The sequence below is a fragment of the Streptomyces sp. ActVer genome, assembly GCF_027270795.1.
GTDB lineage: Bacteria > Actinomycetota > Actinomycetes > Streptomycetales > Streptomycetaceae > Streptomyces > Streptomyces umbrinus_A.
Window position 1 is genome coordinate 1 of sequence record NZ_JAPWHT010000043.1, and the last position, 16,227, is coordinate 16,227.

At 71.0% G+C, this 16,227-nt stretch carries 11 protein-coding genes; all 11 read right to left on the minus strand.

Going from position 1 to position 16,227, the window contains the following annotated elements; translation table 11 throughout:
• Positions 1-2,738 (minus strand): AAA family ATPase (locus O3Q52_RS09965; RefSeq protein WP_269648455.1); only part of this gene is annotated, 2,738 nt, incomplete at its 3' end.
• 515 nt (positions 2,739-3,253) lie between these two features.
• Positions 3,254-3,448, minus strand: a complete 195-nt coding sequence (locus O3Q52_RS09970; protein ID WP_269648456.1) for a hypothetical protein — start codon at positions 3,446-3,448, stop codon at positions 3,254-3,256.
• A 174-nt stretch (positions 3,449-3,622) separates the two neighbouring features.
• Complete coding sequence (locus tag O3Q52_RS09975) at positions 3,623-4,237, minus strand: hypothetical protein (RefSeq protein ID WP_269648457.1); 615 nt, start codon at positions 4,235-4,237, stop codon at positions 3,623-3,625.
• A gap of 120 nt (positions 4,238-4,357) precedes the next feature.
• A complete protein-coding gene (locus O3Q52_RS09980) occupies positions 4,358-4,924 on the minus strand; it encodes a GNAT family N-acetyltransferase (RefSeq protein WP_269648458.1) in 567 nt (188 codons plus the stop codon).
• Positions 4,902-7,157, minus strand: coding sequence for an MMPL family transporter (locus tag O3Q52_RS09985; RefSeq protein ID WP_269648459.1), 2,256 nt, complete (start codon positions 7,155-7,157; stop codon positions 4,902-4,904). Before O3Q52_RS09985 ends, O3Q52_RS09980 begins: the two co-directional genes overlap by 23 nt.
• 496 nt (positions 7,158-7,653) lie before the next feature.
• Complete coding sequence (gene gatB, locus O3Q52_RS09990; RefSeq protein WP_055614820.1) at positions 7,654-9,165, minus strand: Asp-tRNA(Asn)/Glu-tRNA(Gln) amidotransferase subunit GatB; 1,512 nt, start codon at positions 9,163-9,165, stop codon at positions 7,654-7,656.
• Between the two features lie 16 nt (positions 9,166-9,181).
• On the minus strand, positions 9,182-9,424 hold the full coding sequence (locus O3Q52_RS09995) for a hypothetical protein (protein ID WP_055614821.1): 243 nt from the start codon (positions 9,422-9,424) through the stop codon (positions 9,182-9,184).
• Positions 9,421-10,926 (minus strand): Asp-tRNA(Asn)/Glu-tRNA(Gln) amidotransferase subunit GatA, encoded by a 1,506-nt coding sequence (gene gatA, locus O3Q52_RS10000; RefSeq protein WP_269648460.1) that lies wholly within the window; start codon positions 10,924-10,926, stop codon positions 9,421-9,423. Before gatA ends, O3Q52_RS09995 begins: the two co-directional genes overlap by 4 nt.
• A 5-nt stretch (positions 10,927-10,931) precedes the next feature.
• Positions 10,932-11,228 (minus strand): Asp-tRNA(Asn)/Glu-tRNA(Gln) amidotransferase subunit GatC, encoded by a 297-nt coding sequence (gatC, locus tag O3Q52_RS10005; protein WP_015036350.1) that lies wholly within the window; start codon positions 11,226-11,228, stop codon positions 10,932-10,934.
• Positions 11,229-11,462: 234 nt separating this feature from the next.
• Complete coding sequence (locus O3Q52_RS10010) at positions 11,463-13,766, minus strand: bifunctional diguanylate cyclase/phosphodiesterase (protein WP_269648461.1); 2,304 nt, start codon at positions 13,764-13,766, stop codon at positions 11,463-11,465.
• A gap of 251 nt (positions 13,767-14,017) precedes the next feature.
• Positions 14,018-16,225, minus strand: coding sequence for an NAD-dependent DNA ligase LigA (ligA, locus tag O3Q52_RS10015; protein ID WP_269648463.1), 2,208 nt, complete (start codon positions 16,223-16,225; stop codon positions 14,018-14,020).
• Positions 16,226-16,227: the final 2 nt, after the last annotated feature.

The window sequence follows — 16,227 nt, forward strand, 5'->3', positions numbered from 1 at the left end:
GCATCGGCGAGCGGGCGCGCGCCGAGGTGGTCGGCCACAGCGCGGGCCAGCCGCAGCAGTTCCGTGGCGCGGTCCCGTTCCTCCTCACCGCCCCCGGAGGCCAGCAGGGACTCCGCGAGCCGGTGCCGCACCCGGGCGAGTTCGTACGGGCGCTCAAGGGGCTCGAAGGCGGTGACCGCCGCGGACCACTCGTCCGGGGTGTCCCGGCCCTCGGCGCGCAGCAGTTCGGCCCGCACCCAGTGCTCGTGGGCCTGCCAAACGGGCACGTTCGTGGCGAGGGACTTGGCGGCCTTGCGCAGGCTTTCCAGGACGTCGGCGCGGCCCTGTTCGGCGACGGGCAGTCCGCGGGCGTCGGCCTCCGCGGTCGCGGCGGCGAGCAGCAGGGGCCAGGCGTAGCGCTGGGTGCCCGGCGGGAAGCCGGTGCTCAGGGCCTCGTCCAGTTCGGCACGGGCGTCGAGCAGACGGCCCTCGGCGGCGGCTATGCCGATCGCGAGGGTGGTCAGCGGCAGCGCGTGCTGGGGCACGGTGTCGTGCGTGCCGAAGTACTCCCGCGCGGCGGCCAGTTGGCGGCCGGCCTCGGGCAGGTCGCCCCGGGCGCGCGCGAGATGGGCGTGGAGCGTGGTGCGGAAGCCGCGGGGCTTGGCGCTCTGGCCGACGCGGTCCGAGTTGAACCCGGCCGCACCGGCCTCGTCCCAGCGGCCCAGGGAGAAGAGGGACTCGGCGAGATTGCCCCACACCCAGGCCTCGGTGTCCAGCAGACCGAGTCTGCGGGCGAGTTCGACCCCTTCCTCAAGGATCCGGACGGCGTCCTGGGAGCGGCCGATGCCCTCCAGATGGGAGGGCAGGTTCACATGGGCGCGGCCCACCACATAGGCGGCACCGACCTTCCCCGCCCGCTCCTTGACCTCGTGCACCTCGGCGAGCCCCGCCTCGATGTCGCCCGACTCGACGAGGAGGCCGCCCAGGGTGAGCCGCGCGTTCAGCTCGATGTCGCGGGCACCCACCATCCGGGCGTACTCCACGGCGCGCTCGGCGGCCTGGAGGGCTTCCGGTCCCGGCCTGTGCATCATCGACCAGTTGGCGACATTGGCGAGGACGTCGGCGTGCACCTCGGACGGCGGCAGCCCGCGCACCAGCTCCTGGGCGGTGGCGAGTTCCTTCCACCCGTCGCCGCGGGCCACCGCCTCGATGAGACGGGAGCGCTGGATCCAGAACCAGGCCGCGCGCAGCGGATCGTCCTCGTCCTCCAGGAGGTGCAGGGCCCGCTTGGTGATCTTCAGGGCGCGCTCGCGCTCCCCGCAGAACCGGCCCGCGACGGCTGCTTCGGCCATCAGGTCGAGGTAGCGCAGCGGCGTGGTGGCCGGGTCGCAGCCGCAGGGCGGGTAGACCTCGGTGTAGTCGACGGGCCGCAGTTCGGCACGTACCGACTCGGGGGCCGTGTCCCAGAGCTCCATCGCGCGCTCCAGGAGCCGCAGTTGCTCCGAGTAGGCGTGCCGGCGGCGGGCCGCGACGGAGGCGTCGAGGACGGCGGGCAGGGCCTTGGCCGCGTCGTGCGCGTGGTACCAGTGGCTGGCCAGGCGGGCGGCGCGCTCGTCGGCCGGGACGAGCGTGGGGTCGGCCTCCAGCGCTTCCGCGTACCGGCGGTTGAGGCGGGAGCGCTCGCCGGGCAGCAGGTCGTCGCCGACGGCCTCGCGCACCAGGGAGTGGCGGAAGCGGTAGCCGTCCCCGTCGGGTGTCGCGAGCAGGATGTTGGCGCCGACGGCGGCCCGCAGTGCCTCGATGAGGTCGTCCTCGGAGAGCCGGGCCACGGCGGCGAGCAGCCGGTACTCCACAGTGGAGCCGCCCTCGGCGACGATCCGGGCGACCCGCTGGGATCCCTCGGGCAGGCTCTCGACGCGGACGAGGAGCAGATCGCGCAGGGAGTCGGTGAGGCCGGTGCGGCAGCCGTCGTTGGCGGCCACGGCCAGTTCCTCGACGAAGAAGGCGTTGCCGTCGGAGCGCGTGAAGATCTCGTCGACCCGGGTCGGGTCGGGTTCGGTGGCGATGATTCCGGCGATCTGGCGGCCGACCTCTGCGCGGCTGAACCGGCCGAGTTCGATACGGCGGACGGTGCGCAGCCGGTCGAGTCCGGCGAGCAGTGGGCGCAGGGGGTGGCGGCGGTGGATGTCGTCGGCGCGGTAGGTGGCGACGACGAGGAGGCGGCCGCTGCGGAGCGTACGGAAGAGGTAGGCGAGGAGGTGGCGGGTCGAGGCGTCGGCCCAGTGCAGGTCCTCCAGGAGGACGACGACCGGGCGGTCGGCGGCGACGCGCTCCAGCAGCCGGACGGTGAGTTCGAAGAGGCGGGCCATGCCGTCCTCGTCGTGCCGCCCGCGTGAGGTGTCGCCCAGCTCGGGCAGCAGCCGGGCCAGTTCCTCCTCCTGCCCCGCGGCCGCGGCGGCCAGCTCGTCGGGCAGGTGGCGGCGCAGGGCGCGCAGCGCGGTGGAGAAGGGCGCGAAGGGCAGGCCGTCGGCGCCGATCTCGACACAGCCGCCGAGCGCCACGACGGCCCCCTCGCGACAGGCCGCGGTGGCGAACTCCTCGATGAGCCGGGTCTTTCCGACGCCCGCCTCACCGCCGAGCAGCAACGCCTGCGGCTCGCCCGTGGCGGCACGGGCGAGCGCGTCGTTCAGCACGCCCAGTTCGTCGACCCTGCCGACGAAGACCGGACTGACGGACCTGGTCTCCACAACGCCGAGCATCGCACAGGGCTCTGACACAACGGCACTGGTTATCGCGGGCCGGCCCACGGCTCCGGACCGGTCCGGGACCTCGGACCTGGGCACGCCCGCGGCTGCGAGCCTGCCCACGACCTCGATCCCGCCCACAGCCTCGGACCTGCCCACGCCCGCAAGCCCATCGACGACCGCAGGCCCGCCCGCGGCCTCTGGCCCGCCCACGGCTACGAGCCTGCTCACGGCCCTGGGCTCACCCGCGGCCTCAAGCCTCCCCAAGACCTTGGGCCCGCCCACGACCTCAGGCTCACCCGCGGCCTCGGACGTGCCCACAACCTCGGGCCCGCCCGAAGCCTGAGGCCCACCCACACCCTCAGGCGTACCCACAACCTCAGCCCCGCTCAAGACCTCGGGCCCGTACGCCGCGGCGGACGGGCCCGAGGTCCCGGAGGTGGTGTTCACGGCCGGGAGGGCGGTCACGGTGGTGCCGTCCCGGTGAGGGCGGCCGACCCCCGTGCGGCCACCCTCACCCGCTCCGGCGCTCACGCGACGCGTGCGGACCGGGACCTGCGGTGGTTCCGGCTATGCACCCGCCCCTCGGTGTCGTCGCGGCCGGATCGCGCGGCCTCGCGCCTGGCGGCACGGCGGCTGCGGACGGCCTCGCGGACCAGTCGGTAGTTGTCGGCCTCGCGGATCATCTCCGCGGTGCGGATCTGCTGGAGCTCGTACTCGAACATCTCGTACCCCTCGTGAAGTGTTGTTTCCGGCTTCGCTCTGTTGCGATGCCTCAACCTTCGTCTCCAAGGGGGGTGCGCCACATCGGGAGAGTTCCGCATCTTGAGCGCACGAAGGGCCTTAGTCCCGCCGTAGGTGGCCTACGGCGGGACTAAGGCCCCTCAGACGTGCGGTTTTCAGCTCGGGGACGGCATGTCGAGCAGAATGTTTGAGTACTTGAGCGCGGCCAGCAGGAGGCCGATGACACCGAGCGAGACACCCGCCCAGGCGACCGACTTGACCCACGGGGCCTGCGCCGGAATCCGGTCGGGGTTGCCGAACGCGGGCCGGGCCAGCACCACGACGCCGACGATCAGCGCGGTCAGCGCGAAGAACCCGGCGACCAGCGCGTTGGCGTTCCAGGAGTCGGCGTAGACCTGCTTGATCTGCTCGGCCACACCGGCGCTCTGCGCGGTCTCCAGCTGGCCGAACAGCCCGTCGCGCGCCTGCGCGATGGTGCCGACCCAGCTGCCGGTCAGCGACACGACACCGAGCCCGGCGGATACGACGGCGGCGGCACCCAGGCCCACGCCGGAACCGCGCTCGGCCGCGAGCACGGCCTCGTCGTCCTCGTCCTCGTCCTCGCCGAGGACCTCGGAGTCGTCCTGGTCGTCAGCCGCCTCGGCGGCCCCGGCCTCCTCGACCTCTCCGATCGCCGGCTGGTCGCTCTTGCTGAGCTCCACGGCCTCCTCGTCGCGCTGTGCCTCGGTGCCGGTCTTGGCTCCGGCTTCGCCCTCTGTCTTGGTTCCCATGCTCCGCACCGTACGGACGCTGTCTGAGAATTTCTTTAAGATCCCAAGATCCTCACGCACCGGGCGGCTTTTCGCCTTACTCGGCGGCCTTGCGCCACCGCCCCGAGCACGGTCGGGACGTCACTTCCAGGCACGCGCGCGTGCGGCACGCCACTCGGGCGCGAGCACCGACCACACTTCCAGGTTCTGGCGTACGCCCCGGTACGGGAAGCTCTCCCTGAGCACCCCGTCGCGGTTCATGCCGAGCCGCCGCGCCACGTTGATGCTCGGTTCGTTGGCGGACGACGCCTGCCACTCCACGCGGTGGACGCCCCGCTCCTCGACCGCCCAGTCGATGAGGATCCGCATGGCGCGAGTGACCAGTCCGCGTCCCGCGCCGGCCGGCTCCAGCCAGCAGCCGACCTCGCAGGTGCCCCGCTCGGCGTCGAAGTGCAGGAACAGCACACCGCCGACCAGCTTCCCCTCCAGCCACAGCCCGTGCAGGCTGCCGGTGTCGGTGGCGCGCTTGTCGGCGAACGCCTGGAGGAGTTCCCTCGCGGAGTCGACGTCGACGGCCTTGGTTCCGAACGGAATGTGCTGCCCGATGAACTCGCGCCCCCGGTCGAGGTGCGCCAGGAACTCCTCCGCGTGCCACGGCTCCAGGGGCCGCAGTTCGGCGCCGTCGTCACCCAGGGATATCGCGTACATCCTGCTGCTGCTCCTTCACGAGTACCTCCACGAGCGCGTCCTCGCGCGCCCTCGGGATCCTCGCACGGCCCTCGGCGTCGACGGTACGGATTTCCGGCGGCTCGATGCTGATGCGCGGCAGGCGCCGGTCGAGCCAGCGGGGCAGCCACCAGTTGGCGCCGCCCAGCATGTGCATCAGGGCCGGCACCAGGAGCGTACGCAGCACGAAGGCGTCCAGGGCGACGGCCGCGGCGAGCGCTATGCCGAACATGGCGATGACGCGGTCGCCGCTGAGCACGAAGGCCAGGAAGACCGAGATCATGATCACGGCGGCGGAGTTGATCACCCGGCCGGTCTCGGCGAGGCCCACGCGGACGGCCCGCCGGTTGTCACCGGTCTCCAGCCACTCCTCGTACATCCTGCTGACCAGGAACACCTGGTAGTCCATGGAGAGCCCGAAGAGTACGGAGACCATGATCACGGGCAGGAAGGGCTCGATCGGGCCGGCGCGGCCGAGGCCCAGCAGTTCGCTGCCCCAGCCCCACTGGAAGATCGCGACGACGACTCCGAAGGAGGCGGTGACGGCCGCGATGTTCATCGCGGCGGCCTTCAGGGGGATGCCGATGGAGCGGAAGGCGAGCAGCAGCAGGACGCAGCCGAGGCCGATGACGACGCCCACGAAGAGGGGCAGTTTGCCGACGATGACGTCGGCGAAGTCGTCGTACGAGGCGGTCATGCCGCCGACCTGCAGGTCGAGCGTGGTCCCGGTCTCGGCCTGCGGCAGCACGTCGTCGCGCAGCCGGTCGACGAGGTCGCTGGTCCTCTCGGACTGCGGCGAGGACGTCGGTACGACGCTGAGGTAGGCGGTGTCGCCGGCGTTGTTGTACGTCACCGGGGTCGCCGTCCGGACTCCCTCGGTCGCCCTGAGCGTGGCGTCGAGGTTGTCGAGGGCGACCCGGTCCTGGGCCCCGCCGACGTGTGTGACGAGGGTCAGCGGCCCGTTCAGTCCGGGTCCGAAGCCGTCCGCGAGCAGGTCGTACGCCTGCCGTGTGGTGGCCGTCTCCGGGTTGTTGCCCTGGTCGGAGGTGCCCAGGTGCAGGGAGAAGGTCGGGATCGCGAGCAGTGCCATGACGGCCAGGGCGACGCCGCCGAGGAGCTTGGGGTGCTTCTCGACGAAGGCGGACCAGCGGGCGGCGAGCCCGGTGGGGATCTCCGGCTGGGGGCCGTGCTCGTCCAGGCGGCGGCGCTCACGGCGGCTGAGGGCGCGCATGCCGATGAAGGAGAGGAGCGCGGGCAGCAGGGTCACGGAGGCCGCGACGGTGAGGACCACGGTGAGGGACGCGGCGATCGCGACGCCGTTGAGGAAGCCGAGCCGCAGTATGAGCATGCCGAGCAGGGCGATACAGACGGTGGCGCCCGCGAAGACGACCGCGCGCCCGGTGGTGGCGACCGCGTTCCGTGCGGCCTCCTCGACGGGGAGTCCGCGTTTCAGGCCGCGTCGGTGCCTGGTCACGATGAACAGCGCGTAGTCGATGCCCACGCCGAGTCCGATCAGCATGCCGAGCATCGGCGCGAAGTCGGCGACGGTCATCGCGTGCCCGAGGAGCGCGATCCCCGCGTACGCCGTGCCGACGCTGACCAGGGCCGTGGCGATGGGCAGCAGCGAGGCGGCGAGGGAGCCGAAGGCGAGGAAGAGGACCACGGCGGCGACGATCACCCCGACGACCTCGGCGATGTGGCCGCCCGACGACTCGGTGAGGGCGACGGCCTGGCCGCCCAGCTCCACCTGGAGTCCCTCCGTCGCCGCGGCCTTCGCGGTGTCGACGACGGCCGTGGCCTCGCCCTGGTCGATGTCCTCGGCCGGGTCGTCGAAGGTCACGGTGGCGTAGGCCGTACGTCCGTCGCCGCTGATCTGGCCCGCGCCGTGGCCCTTGTAGGGGCTGGCGACCGCGGCGACTCCGGGCAGGTCGGCGATCTCGTCGAGGGTGTGGCTCATGGTCTGCTCGACGTCCGCGGCACGGACCGTGCCGGCGGTGGTGTGCCAGACAACGGTGTCGCTGTCGCCGCCGAGGCCGGGGAAACCGTCCTGGAGGAGCTGGCTGGCTCGGCCCGATTCGGTGCCCGGCGCCTCGTAGTCGTTCGAGTACGCGGTTCCGGTGACGGCAGCGGCGGCGGTGATCCCGCCGAAGGCGACGAGCCAGAGCAGTACGGCGACGAGGCGGTGCTGGACACACCAACGTGCTAGAGCTGCCACGGACGAGCTCCCCTGGGTGTTTTGTGGATCTTTATCGGGAACTGCCCGCAAAGAACGCATGACCAATTCGTTATCACTCTTGCAGCCGAAAGTGATCGTTGGCCTCATTCGTGGGCTTACTCACAGGAGTGCGAGGCAGTTCACACGACAATCCAATGAACTCTGTCGCCCCGAACGACGTCCGCAGTCACGCCAATGGGGGGTACATCGGTCCCGATGCACCCCCCGATCGCCCTACACGCGGTAGGAGTGAGCGGCCTCGGAGACATGTACGCACGAGACCGCGGCGGCGTTCAGCGAGCCCCGCTCAGCAGGCGCCCCTCCAGGGGCGCGGGGAACTGCGCGCCCGGCCACGAACGGCCCGCACAGAACACACTCCCGCGGCGACCCATTGGGGGCGAGGTCTGGGGGCGCAGCCCCCCAGGACGAACGCCGAGGGGGGCGCGCACCTGAAACTCAGGCGCACGCCCCCCTCCGCAAGGAAAAGAGCGAGGGCTCAGCCCTCGACGCCGAGCTTCTCCAGGATGAGCTCCTTGACGCGGGCCGCGTCGGCCTGCCCCCGCGTGGCCTTCATGACCGCGCCCACCAGGGCGCCCACGGCGGCAACCTTGCCCCCGCGGATCTTGTCCGCGATGGCCGCGTTGCCGGCGATGGCCTCCTCGACGGCCGTCGTCAGGGCGCCCTCGTCGGAGACGACCTTCAGACCACGCTTCTCGACGACCTCGTCCGGGGTGCCCTCGCCCTTGAGGACGCCCTCGATGACCTGGCGGGCCAGCTTGTCGTTGAGGGAGCCCTCGTTGACCAGGGCGGTCACCCGGGCGACCTGCTCGGGCGTGATGGCCAGCGCGTCCAGGGACACGCCCGACTCGTTGGCCGTGCGCGCCAGTTCGCCCATCCACCACTTGCGGGCGGAGGCCGCGTCGGCGCCCGCCGCGATCGTGGCGACGATGGAGTCGATGGCACCGGCGTTGAGGATCGACTGCATGTCGTGGGCGGTGATGCCCCACTCCTCGCGCAGCCGGTTGCGCCGGGCCAGCGGCTGCTCGGGCAGGCCCGCGCGCAGCTCCTCGACCCACTCGCGGGACGGAGCGACGGGAACGAGGTCGGGCTCCGGGAAGTACCGGTAGTCCTCCGCCTCCTCCTTCACGCGGCCCGAGGTCGTGGACCCGGTGTCCTCGTGGAAGTGGCGGGTCTCCTGGATGATCGTTCCGCCGGAGTTCAGCACCGCGGCGTGCCGCTGGATCTCGAAGCGGGCGGCGCGCTCGACGGACCGCAGCGAGTTGACGTTCTTGGTCTCGCTCCGGGTGCCGAACTTCTCGCGGCCGTGCGGGCGCAGCGAAAGGTTCACGTCGCAGCGCATCTGGCCCTGCTCCATGCGGGCTTCCGAGACACCGAGCGCCTTGATGAGCTCGCGCAGCTCGGCGACGTACGCCTTGGCGACCTCGGGAGCGCGCTCGCCGGCGCCCTCGATCGGCTTGGTGACGATCTCGATGAGCGGGATACCGGCGCGGTTGTAGTCGAGCAGCGAGTGCGAGGCGCCGTGGATACGGCCGGTCGCGCCGCCGACGTGCAGCGACTTGCCGGTGTCCTCCTCCATGTGGGCGCGCTCGATCTCCACGCGGAAGACCTCGCCGTCCTCCAGCTGGACGTCCAGATAGCCGTTGAAGGCGATCGGCTCGTCGTACTGGGAGGTCTGGAAGTTCTTCGGCATGTCCGGATAGAAGTAGTTCTTCCGGGCGAAGCGGCACCACTCGGCGATCTCGCAGTGCAGCGCGAGACCGATCTTGATCGCGGACTCGACGCCGACCGCGTTGACGACCGGCAGCGCGCCGGGCATGCCGAGGCAGGTCGGGCAGGCCTGCGAGTTGGGCTCGGCGCCCAGCTCGGTGGAGCAGCCGCAGAACATCTTGGTCTTGGTGCCGAGTTCGACATGGACTTCGAGGCCCATGACGGGGTCGTACGACGCCAGCGCGTCCTCGTACGACACCAGGTCAGTCGTGACAGTCACGGTGAAACTTTCCCTCTCAGCCCAGCAGGACGTCGTCGTCACCGAGGCGCTTGAGCTCCCGGTAGATGATCGCAAGGCCGGTGACGATGGCGGCGGCGGATACGGCGGCGTCGATGAGCCTCAGGGTGTCCCCGTCGCTGCGGGCCAGCTTGGCCTGCTTGGCAACGCTGATCGCGCCGAACGCTGTACTGCCGAGCGACAGGTACAGCCCCTTCTTCGACTTCTTGAAGTTCTTTGCCTTGTTGGCCGTGGCACTCACAACGACGGAGCCTCCTCGATCAGCGGGTGCCCCCAGCGTTCCACGAACGCGGCCTCGACAGCAGCACCGACCTTGTAGAGGCGGTCGTCCTGCATCGCGGGGGCGATGATCTGCAGGCCCACGGGCAGGTTGTCCTCCGGCGCGAGACCGCAGGGCAGCGACATCGCGGCGTTGCCCGCGAGGTTCGTCGGGATGGTGCACAGGTCGGCGAGGTACATCGCCATCGGGTCGTCGGCGCGCTCGCCGATCGGGAAGGCGGTGGTCGGCGTGGTGGGCGACACGATCACGTCCACCTGCTCGAACGCCTTCTCGAAGTCGCGCGTGATGAGCGTACGGACCTTCTGGGCGCTGCCGTAGTACGCGTCGTAGTAGCCGGAGCTGAGTGCGTAGGTGCCGAGCATGATGCGGCGCTTGACCTCGTCGCCGAAGCCCGCCTCACGGGTGAGGGCGGTGACCTCCTCGGCGGAGTGTGTGCCGTCGTCGCCGGTGCGCAGGCCGTAGCGCAGGCCGTCGAAGCGGGCGAGGTTGCTCGAACACTCGGACGGGGCGATGAGGTAGTACGCCGAAAGGGCCAGGTCGAAGGACGGGCAGTCCAGCTCGACGATCTCGGCGCCCAGCTCCTTGAGGAGCGAGACGGACTCGTCGAAGCGCTGCACGACACCGGCCTGGTAGCCCTCGCCGCGGAACTGCTTGACGACGCCGACGCGCATGCCTTCGACACTGCCGTTGCGGGCGGCCTCGACTACGGCCGGGACGGGCGCGTCGATGGAGGTGGAGTCGAGGGGGTCGTGCCCGGCGATGACCTCGTGGAGGAGGGCGGCGTCGAGGACCGTACGGGCGCAGGGCCCGCCCTGGTCGAGGGAGGACGAGAACGCGACCATGCCGTACCGCGAGACGGCGCCGTACGTCGGCTTCACGCCGACCGTGCCGGTGACGGAGGCGGGCTGGCGGATGGAGCCGCCGGTGTCCGTGCCGATGGCGAGGGGCGCCTGGTAGGAGGCGAGCGCGGCGGACGAACCGCCGCCGGAGCCGCCGGGGATCCTCGTCAGGTCCCAGGGGTTGCCGGTGGGCCCGTACGCACTGTTCTCGGTGCTGGACCCCATGGCGAACTCGTCCATGTTGGTCTTGCCGAGAATGACGACATCGGCGGCCTTGAGCCGCTTGGTGAGCGTCGCGTCGTACGGCGGGATCCAGCCTTCGAGGATCTTCGAGCCGACGGTCGTCGGGATGCCCTCGGTGGTGAAGATGTCCTTGAGCGCGAGGGGGACGCCGGCGAGCGGGCCGAGCTTCTCGCCCTTCGCGCGCTTCTCGTCGACGGCACGGGCCTGGGCGAGCGCCCCGTCCCGGTCGACGTGCAGGAAGGCGTGCACCTTCTCGTCGACGGCCTCGATGCGCGCGAGGTGGGCCTCGGTGACCTCGACGGCGGTGAGCTCGCCGGCGGCGATCCTGGAGGCGATCTCCGCGGCGGTGAGCTTGATGATGTTGACGTTGCTGTCCGTCATGGTGATTAGTCCTCCCCCAGGATCTGCGGCACCTTGAAACGCTGCTGCTCCTGGGCCGGGGCGCCGGAGAGCGCCTGCTCGGGGGTGAGCGACGGACGGACCTCGTCCGCGCGCATGACGTTCGTCAGCGGCAGCGGGTGGGAGGTCGGCGGTACGTCTTGGTCGGCGACCTCGCTGACGCGGGCGACCGCGCCGATGATGTCGTCGAGCTGGCCGGCGAAGTGGTCGAGCTCTTCGCCCTTCAGCTCCAGACGCGCCAGCCGGGCGAGGTGGGCGACCTCCTCGCGCGTGATGCCAGGCATGCAGCGATCCTCAGGGGTGAGTGAGTGTGGTTTGGCCCAATCCTATGGGTCGCACGGGCATCCCCGTACATCGGTTTCCCGGGCACCGCCGCGGAGGCAGGGCGGACGGCAGGCGGCGAGACGAACGGACGGCCGCCGACGGCGAGGACCCCCGCGGGAAACGTTCACATGTCAGGTGTGCCAGAAACGGGTGGTGCGGGCGGGAAAGCAGGAAACCCACCGACCCGCACCCGACTACTCCTCAGCTGCCGCAGGCAACGCCGCGGGCAAGGCGGCCTTGGGCCGCTGCCACCCCCGAGACCCGCGCGCCAGCAGCCAGGCCGTGGCCTCCTCCGGAGGCATCGCCGCCGCGACGAGCCACCCCTGAACCGCGTCGCACCCGAGGTCCCGGAGCCGCTCCCACGTCTCGTCGTCCTCGACGCCCTCGGCGACGACCAGCAGCCCGAGCGAGTGGGCGAGATCGATGGTGCACCGCACGATCTCGGCATCCTCGGTGTCCACCGCGAGCCGCGCCACGAAGGACCGGTCGATCTTCAGCTCGCTCACGGGCAGCCGACGCAGATGCACCAGCGACGAATACCCGGTCCCGAAGTCGTCGAGTGACATCTTCACGCCGTGCCCGGTCAGTCCCGCCAGGGTGTCCGCGGCCCGCTGCGGGTCCTCCAGCAGCACGTGTTCCGTTATCTCCAGCTGAAGCGCCCCCGCGGGAACCCCGTGCCTGGCGAGCCGTGCGGCGACCGCTCCGGCGAACCCGGGCGTGTGGACGTCCCGCGGTGACACATTGACGGCGACCGGAACCCGCAGTCCCCGGGCCCGCCACCTCGCCACCTGGGCGAGCGCCGTCTCCAGCACGTACTCCGTGAGATGCGGCATCAGCCCGGACGACTCGGCGATGGCTATGAACTCGTCCGGCGGCACCTTCCCGCGCTCGGGATGCACCCACCTCACGAGCGCCTCAAGGCCCGCCACCTGTCCGTCGAAGCGGACCTTGGGCTGGTAGTGCAGCTCGACGTCCCCCGCGTCGAGCGCCCGCCGCAGGTCCCCCAGCAGTCCGAGCCGGTCGGGGGTGTTGGAGTCCCGCTTGGACTCGTACACCTCCACGCCCGTGCGGTCGCGCTTCGCCTGGTACATCGCGACGTCCGCCCGCCGCAGCAGCCCCTCCGCGTCCAGCGCGTGGTCGGGGAAGACGGCGAGCCCGGCGCTGGCCTCCAGGACGAGCGTGAGCCCGTCGAGGTCGAGCGGTGACCCGAGCGCGGCCACGAGATTGCGGGCGACCCGCGACGCGGACGTCGTCGAGTCGACGACGGGCAGTAAGACGGCGAACTCGTCCCCGCCGAGCCGCGCGGCCTCCGCCCCGCGCGGCAGCGCCACCCGCAGCCGGTCCGCTATCTGCAACAGCAGCCGGTCTCCGGCGAGGTGGCCGAGCGTGTCATTCACGGCCCTGAATCGATCGAGATCGATCAGCATCAGTGCGGAACGTGCACCGATTCGCTCGGCGTCGTCCAGCGCCCGCCAGGTCCGTTCGAGTAGCCACTGCCGGTTGGGCAGTCCGGTGAGGGGGTCACGCAGTTGCTCCTCGGCCCGCGCCCGCGCTATCCAGAGCGTGGAGTCGAGAGCGATGAGCGGGACCGAGAAGAGCGGCAGCAGGACGGGGAGGGCGATCGCAACGACGCAGATCAGCGGGGCGATGCCGAGCAGCGCGACGGCGACCAGCCCCTGTCTGACCAGGGCCGTTCGGGCCACGGTCGGCAGTCCGGCCGTACGCGGCGCGTGGAGGTACCAGAGCAGCGCGCGGGAGACCACGAGATACGCCCCGGCCACCAGCACCACCGAAGGAGCCGTGTAGACAGTCCAAGTCTCCGGTTTCCAGGGCGTCTCGACGGACGGCACCCGGCCGAACACGGCGAGCACCAGCGCCCCGGCGCCGATGCCGAGGATGTCCACCGCGCCGTGCAGCACGCCCTGCCGCCAGCGATGACGGCGGGCTATGCCGACGAGGACGACGACCGTGAGGCTGACCATCCCGGCGGGCACCCAGCCGTACAGCAGCAGCACGGCGAGGGTGAGGGCCGCGCCGGAGCCCGTACCGCCCCACCAGCGGGAACGGCCGAGCGCCACCAGGTGGCCGACGATGATGCCGACCAGGACCGCGAGCGCCCAGCCGGTGGAACCGGACGGAAAGAGCGCGTGGTTCCCGGTGAACGCCCGGTAGAAGCCCGCGCCCAGGACGAACGCGGCCGATGTGACGACCGCCGCGGGCAGCGCGGGCCAGGACAGCTGCTTCTCGGACTCGTGGCCCGGCATGTGGGACGGGGATCCGGGGACGGAGGTGAGGCGGCCCGGGCCGTTCCCGGCCGCCGCGCTGTACTGTCCGGCGGCGCGCACCTGCCCGCCCGGACGCCCTGCCAGCCGCGCGACCCCGGGGCCCGCTCCGAACTCCCGGCTTCGCTCCAGCAAGGGGTGCCCCCATCGCCGCACGCCGGTCACCCAGCGCGGGCGCAGCCGTGAGTCCGGGGCGGCGCTCTCGGTCGGTTCCATTCCCGTCCCTCTCACAGCCGGCGGTGCCCACGCCACGCGGCCCGACTAACCCTCAACGGCACCGCGTCTGATAACCCTTCCCAGGCTCCCGAAGAGCAGGGGATGCCCCAACCGCAGCTGGGCACGGCAGGCGCACACCTCAACAGTAGGCCGCAGAAGGCTTCCACGGGCAGCGGTCGTCGACGGTTGCCCGAATGCGACCCGGCCACCCGTATGCATCTGGTATGCGCCGAACGGGTGGTCTTCAACCGCTACTCCTCGATCGGAAGCGCGACTTCGGCCGCCGCCTCCGGTCCTTGTTCGAGCAGGACGGCGAAGCCCTCCTCGTTCAGAACCGGCACTTTGAGCTGCATTGCCTTGTCATACTTCGATCCAGGATTGTCACCCACGACAACAAAAGCCGTCTTCTTCGAAACAGAACCGGTCACTTTCGCTCCCCGGCTCTGGAGTGCCTCTTTCGCTCCGTCGCGGGTGTGATGTTCCAGGGTGCCGGTGACGACGACCGTGAGGCCTTCGAGCGGACGGGGTCCCTCGTCCTCGCCGGAGCTCTCCTCCTCCATGCGGACGCCCGCGGCCTTCCACTTGCGGAGGATCTCCTGGTGCCAGTCCACCGTGAACCACTGCTTCAGCGAGGCGGCGATGGTGGGCCCGACGCCCTCGACGGCGGCCAGCTCCTCCTCCGTGGCCTGCTGGATGCGGTCGATCGAGCGGAACTCGCGGGCCAGGGCCTCGGCCGCGACCGGCCCCACGTGCCGGATGGACAGGCCGGTGATGATCCGGGCCAGCGGACGCTCCTTGGCGGCCGCGATGAAGTCCAGCATCGCGAGCGCGTTCTTCTTCGGGGCGCCCTCCTGGTTGGCGAAGACCGTGGCGATCTTCTCCTCGCCGGTCTTCGGGTCCCGCTTGGGCAGTCCGCTGTCCTGGTCGAGGACGTACGCCTTGATGGGCAGCAACTGCTCGATGGTGAGGTCGAAGAGGTCGCCCTCGTCCCTCAGGGGCGGCTCGGCGGGCTCCAGTGGCTTGGTGAGCGCGGCGGCGGCTACGTAGCCGAAGTTCTCGATGTCCAGGCACTTGCGGCCGCCGAGGTAGAAGAGGCGCTCGCGCAACTGGGCCGGGCAGGTCTGGCCGTTCGGGCAGCGGAGGTCGATGTCGCCCTCCTTGGCGGGCGCCAGCGGTGTGCCGCACTCGGGGCACTCGGCGGGCATCACGAACTCCCGCTCGCTGCCGTCCCGCAGGTCGACGACCGGGCCGAGGATCTCCGGGATGACGTCTCCGGCCTTGCGGAGCACCACGGTGTCGCCGATGAGGACACCCTTGGCCTTCACCACGTCCTGGTTGTGCAGGGTGGCGAACTCGACCTCGGAGCCGGCCACCGTGACGGGCTCCACCTGCGCGTACGGAGTGACGCGGCCCGTGCGGCCCACGCCCACGCGGATGTTGACCAGCTTGGTGTTGACCTCCTCCGGCGCGTACTTCCAGGCGATCGCCCAGCGGGGCGCGCGGGAGGTCGAGCCGAGGCGGCCCTGGAGGGGGATCTCGTCGAGCTTGACGACGACGCCGTCGATCTCGTGTTCCACGGAGTGGCGGTTCTCTCCGTAGAAGGCGATGAACTCCCGTACGCCGTCGAGGTCGTCGACCACCTTGCCGTAGCGGGTCGTCGGCAGGCCCCACGCGTGCAGCAGTTCGTACGCCTGGGAGAGGCGGCTCATGCCGTCGAAGCCCTGAAGGGCGCCGATGCCGTGGACGACCATGTGCAGCGGCCGGGTCGCCGTGATGCGGGGGTCCTTCTGGCGGAGTGAACCCGCCGCCGCGTTGCGCGGGTTGGCGAAGGGCTTGTCACCCGCCTCCACCAGGCGGGCGTTGAGCTCCTCGAACTTCTCCATCGGGAAGTAGACCTCGCCGCGGATCTCCACGACGTCCGGGATGCGGTCGCCGTGGAGACGGTCGGGGATCTCCGTGATCGTACGGACGTTGGGCGTGATGTCCTCGCCTGTGCGGCCGTCGCCGCGGGTCGCCGCGCGGGTGAGACGGCCGTGCTCGTACGTGAGGTTGACCGCGAGGCCGTCGACCTTCAGCTCGCACAGGAAGTGGTGGTCGGAGGTGCCGACCTCCTTGGCGACGCGGTCCGCCCAGCCGGCCAGCTCCTCGTCGTCGAAGGCGTTGTCGAGGGAGAGCATGCGCGAGCGGTGCTGGACGGCCGTGAACTCCGTCTCGTACGCCCCCGCGACCTTCTGGGACGGTGAGTCGGGGGTGCGCAGCTCGGGATGCTCGTCCTCCAACGCCTCCAGGGCGCGCAGGAGTTTGTCGAAGTCGGCGTCGCTGACGACCGGCGCGTCCTTCACGTAGTACCGGAAGCGGTGCTCCTCGATCTGCTCAGCGAGCTGCGCGTGCTTCTCCCGAGCCTCGGCGGGCACGGGCCCCGCAGCCGAGGCCATCTGTGCGTCCTTGTCGCCGGCCACCG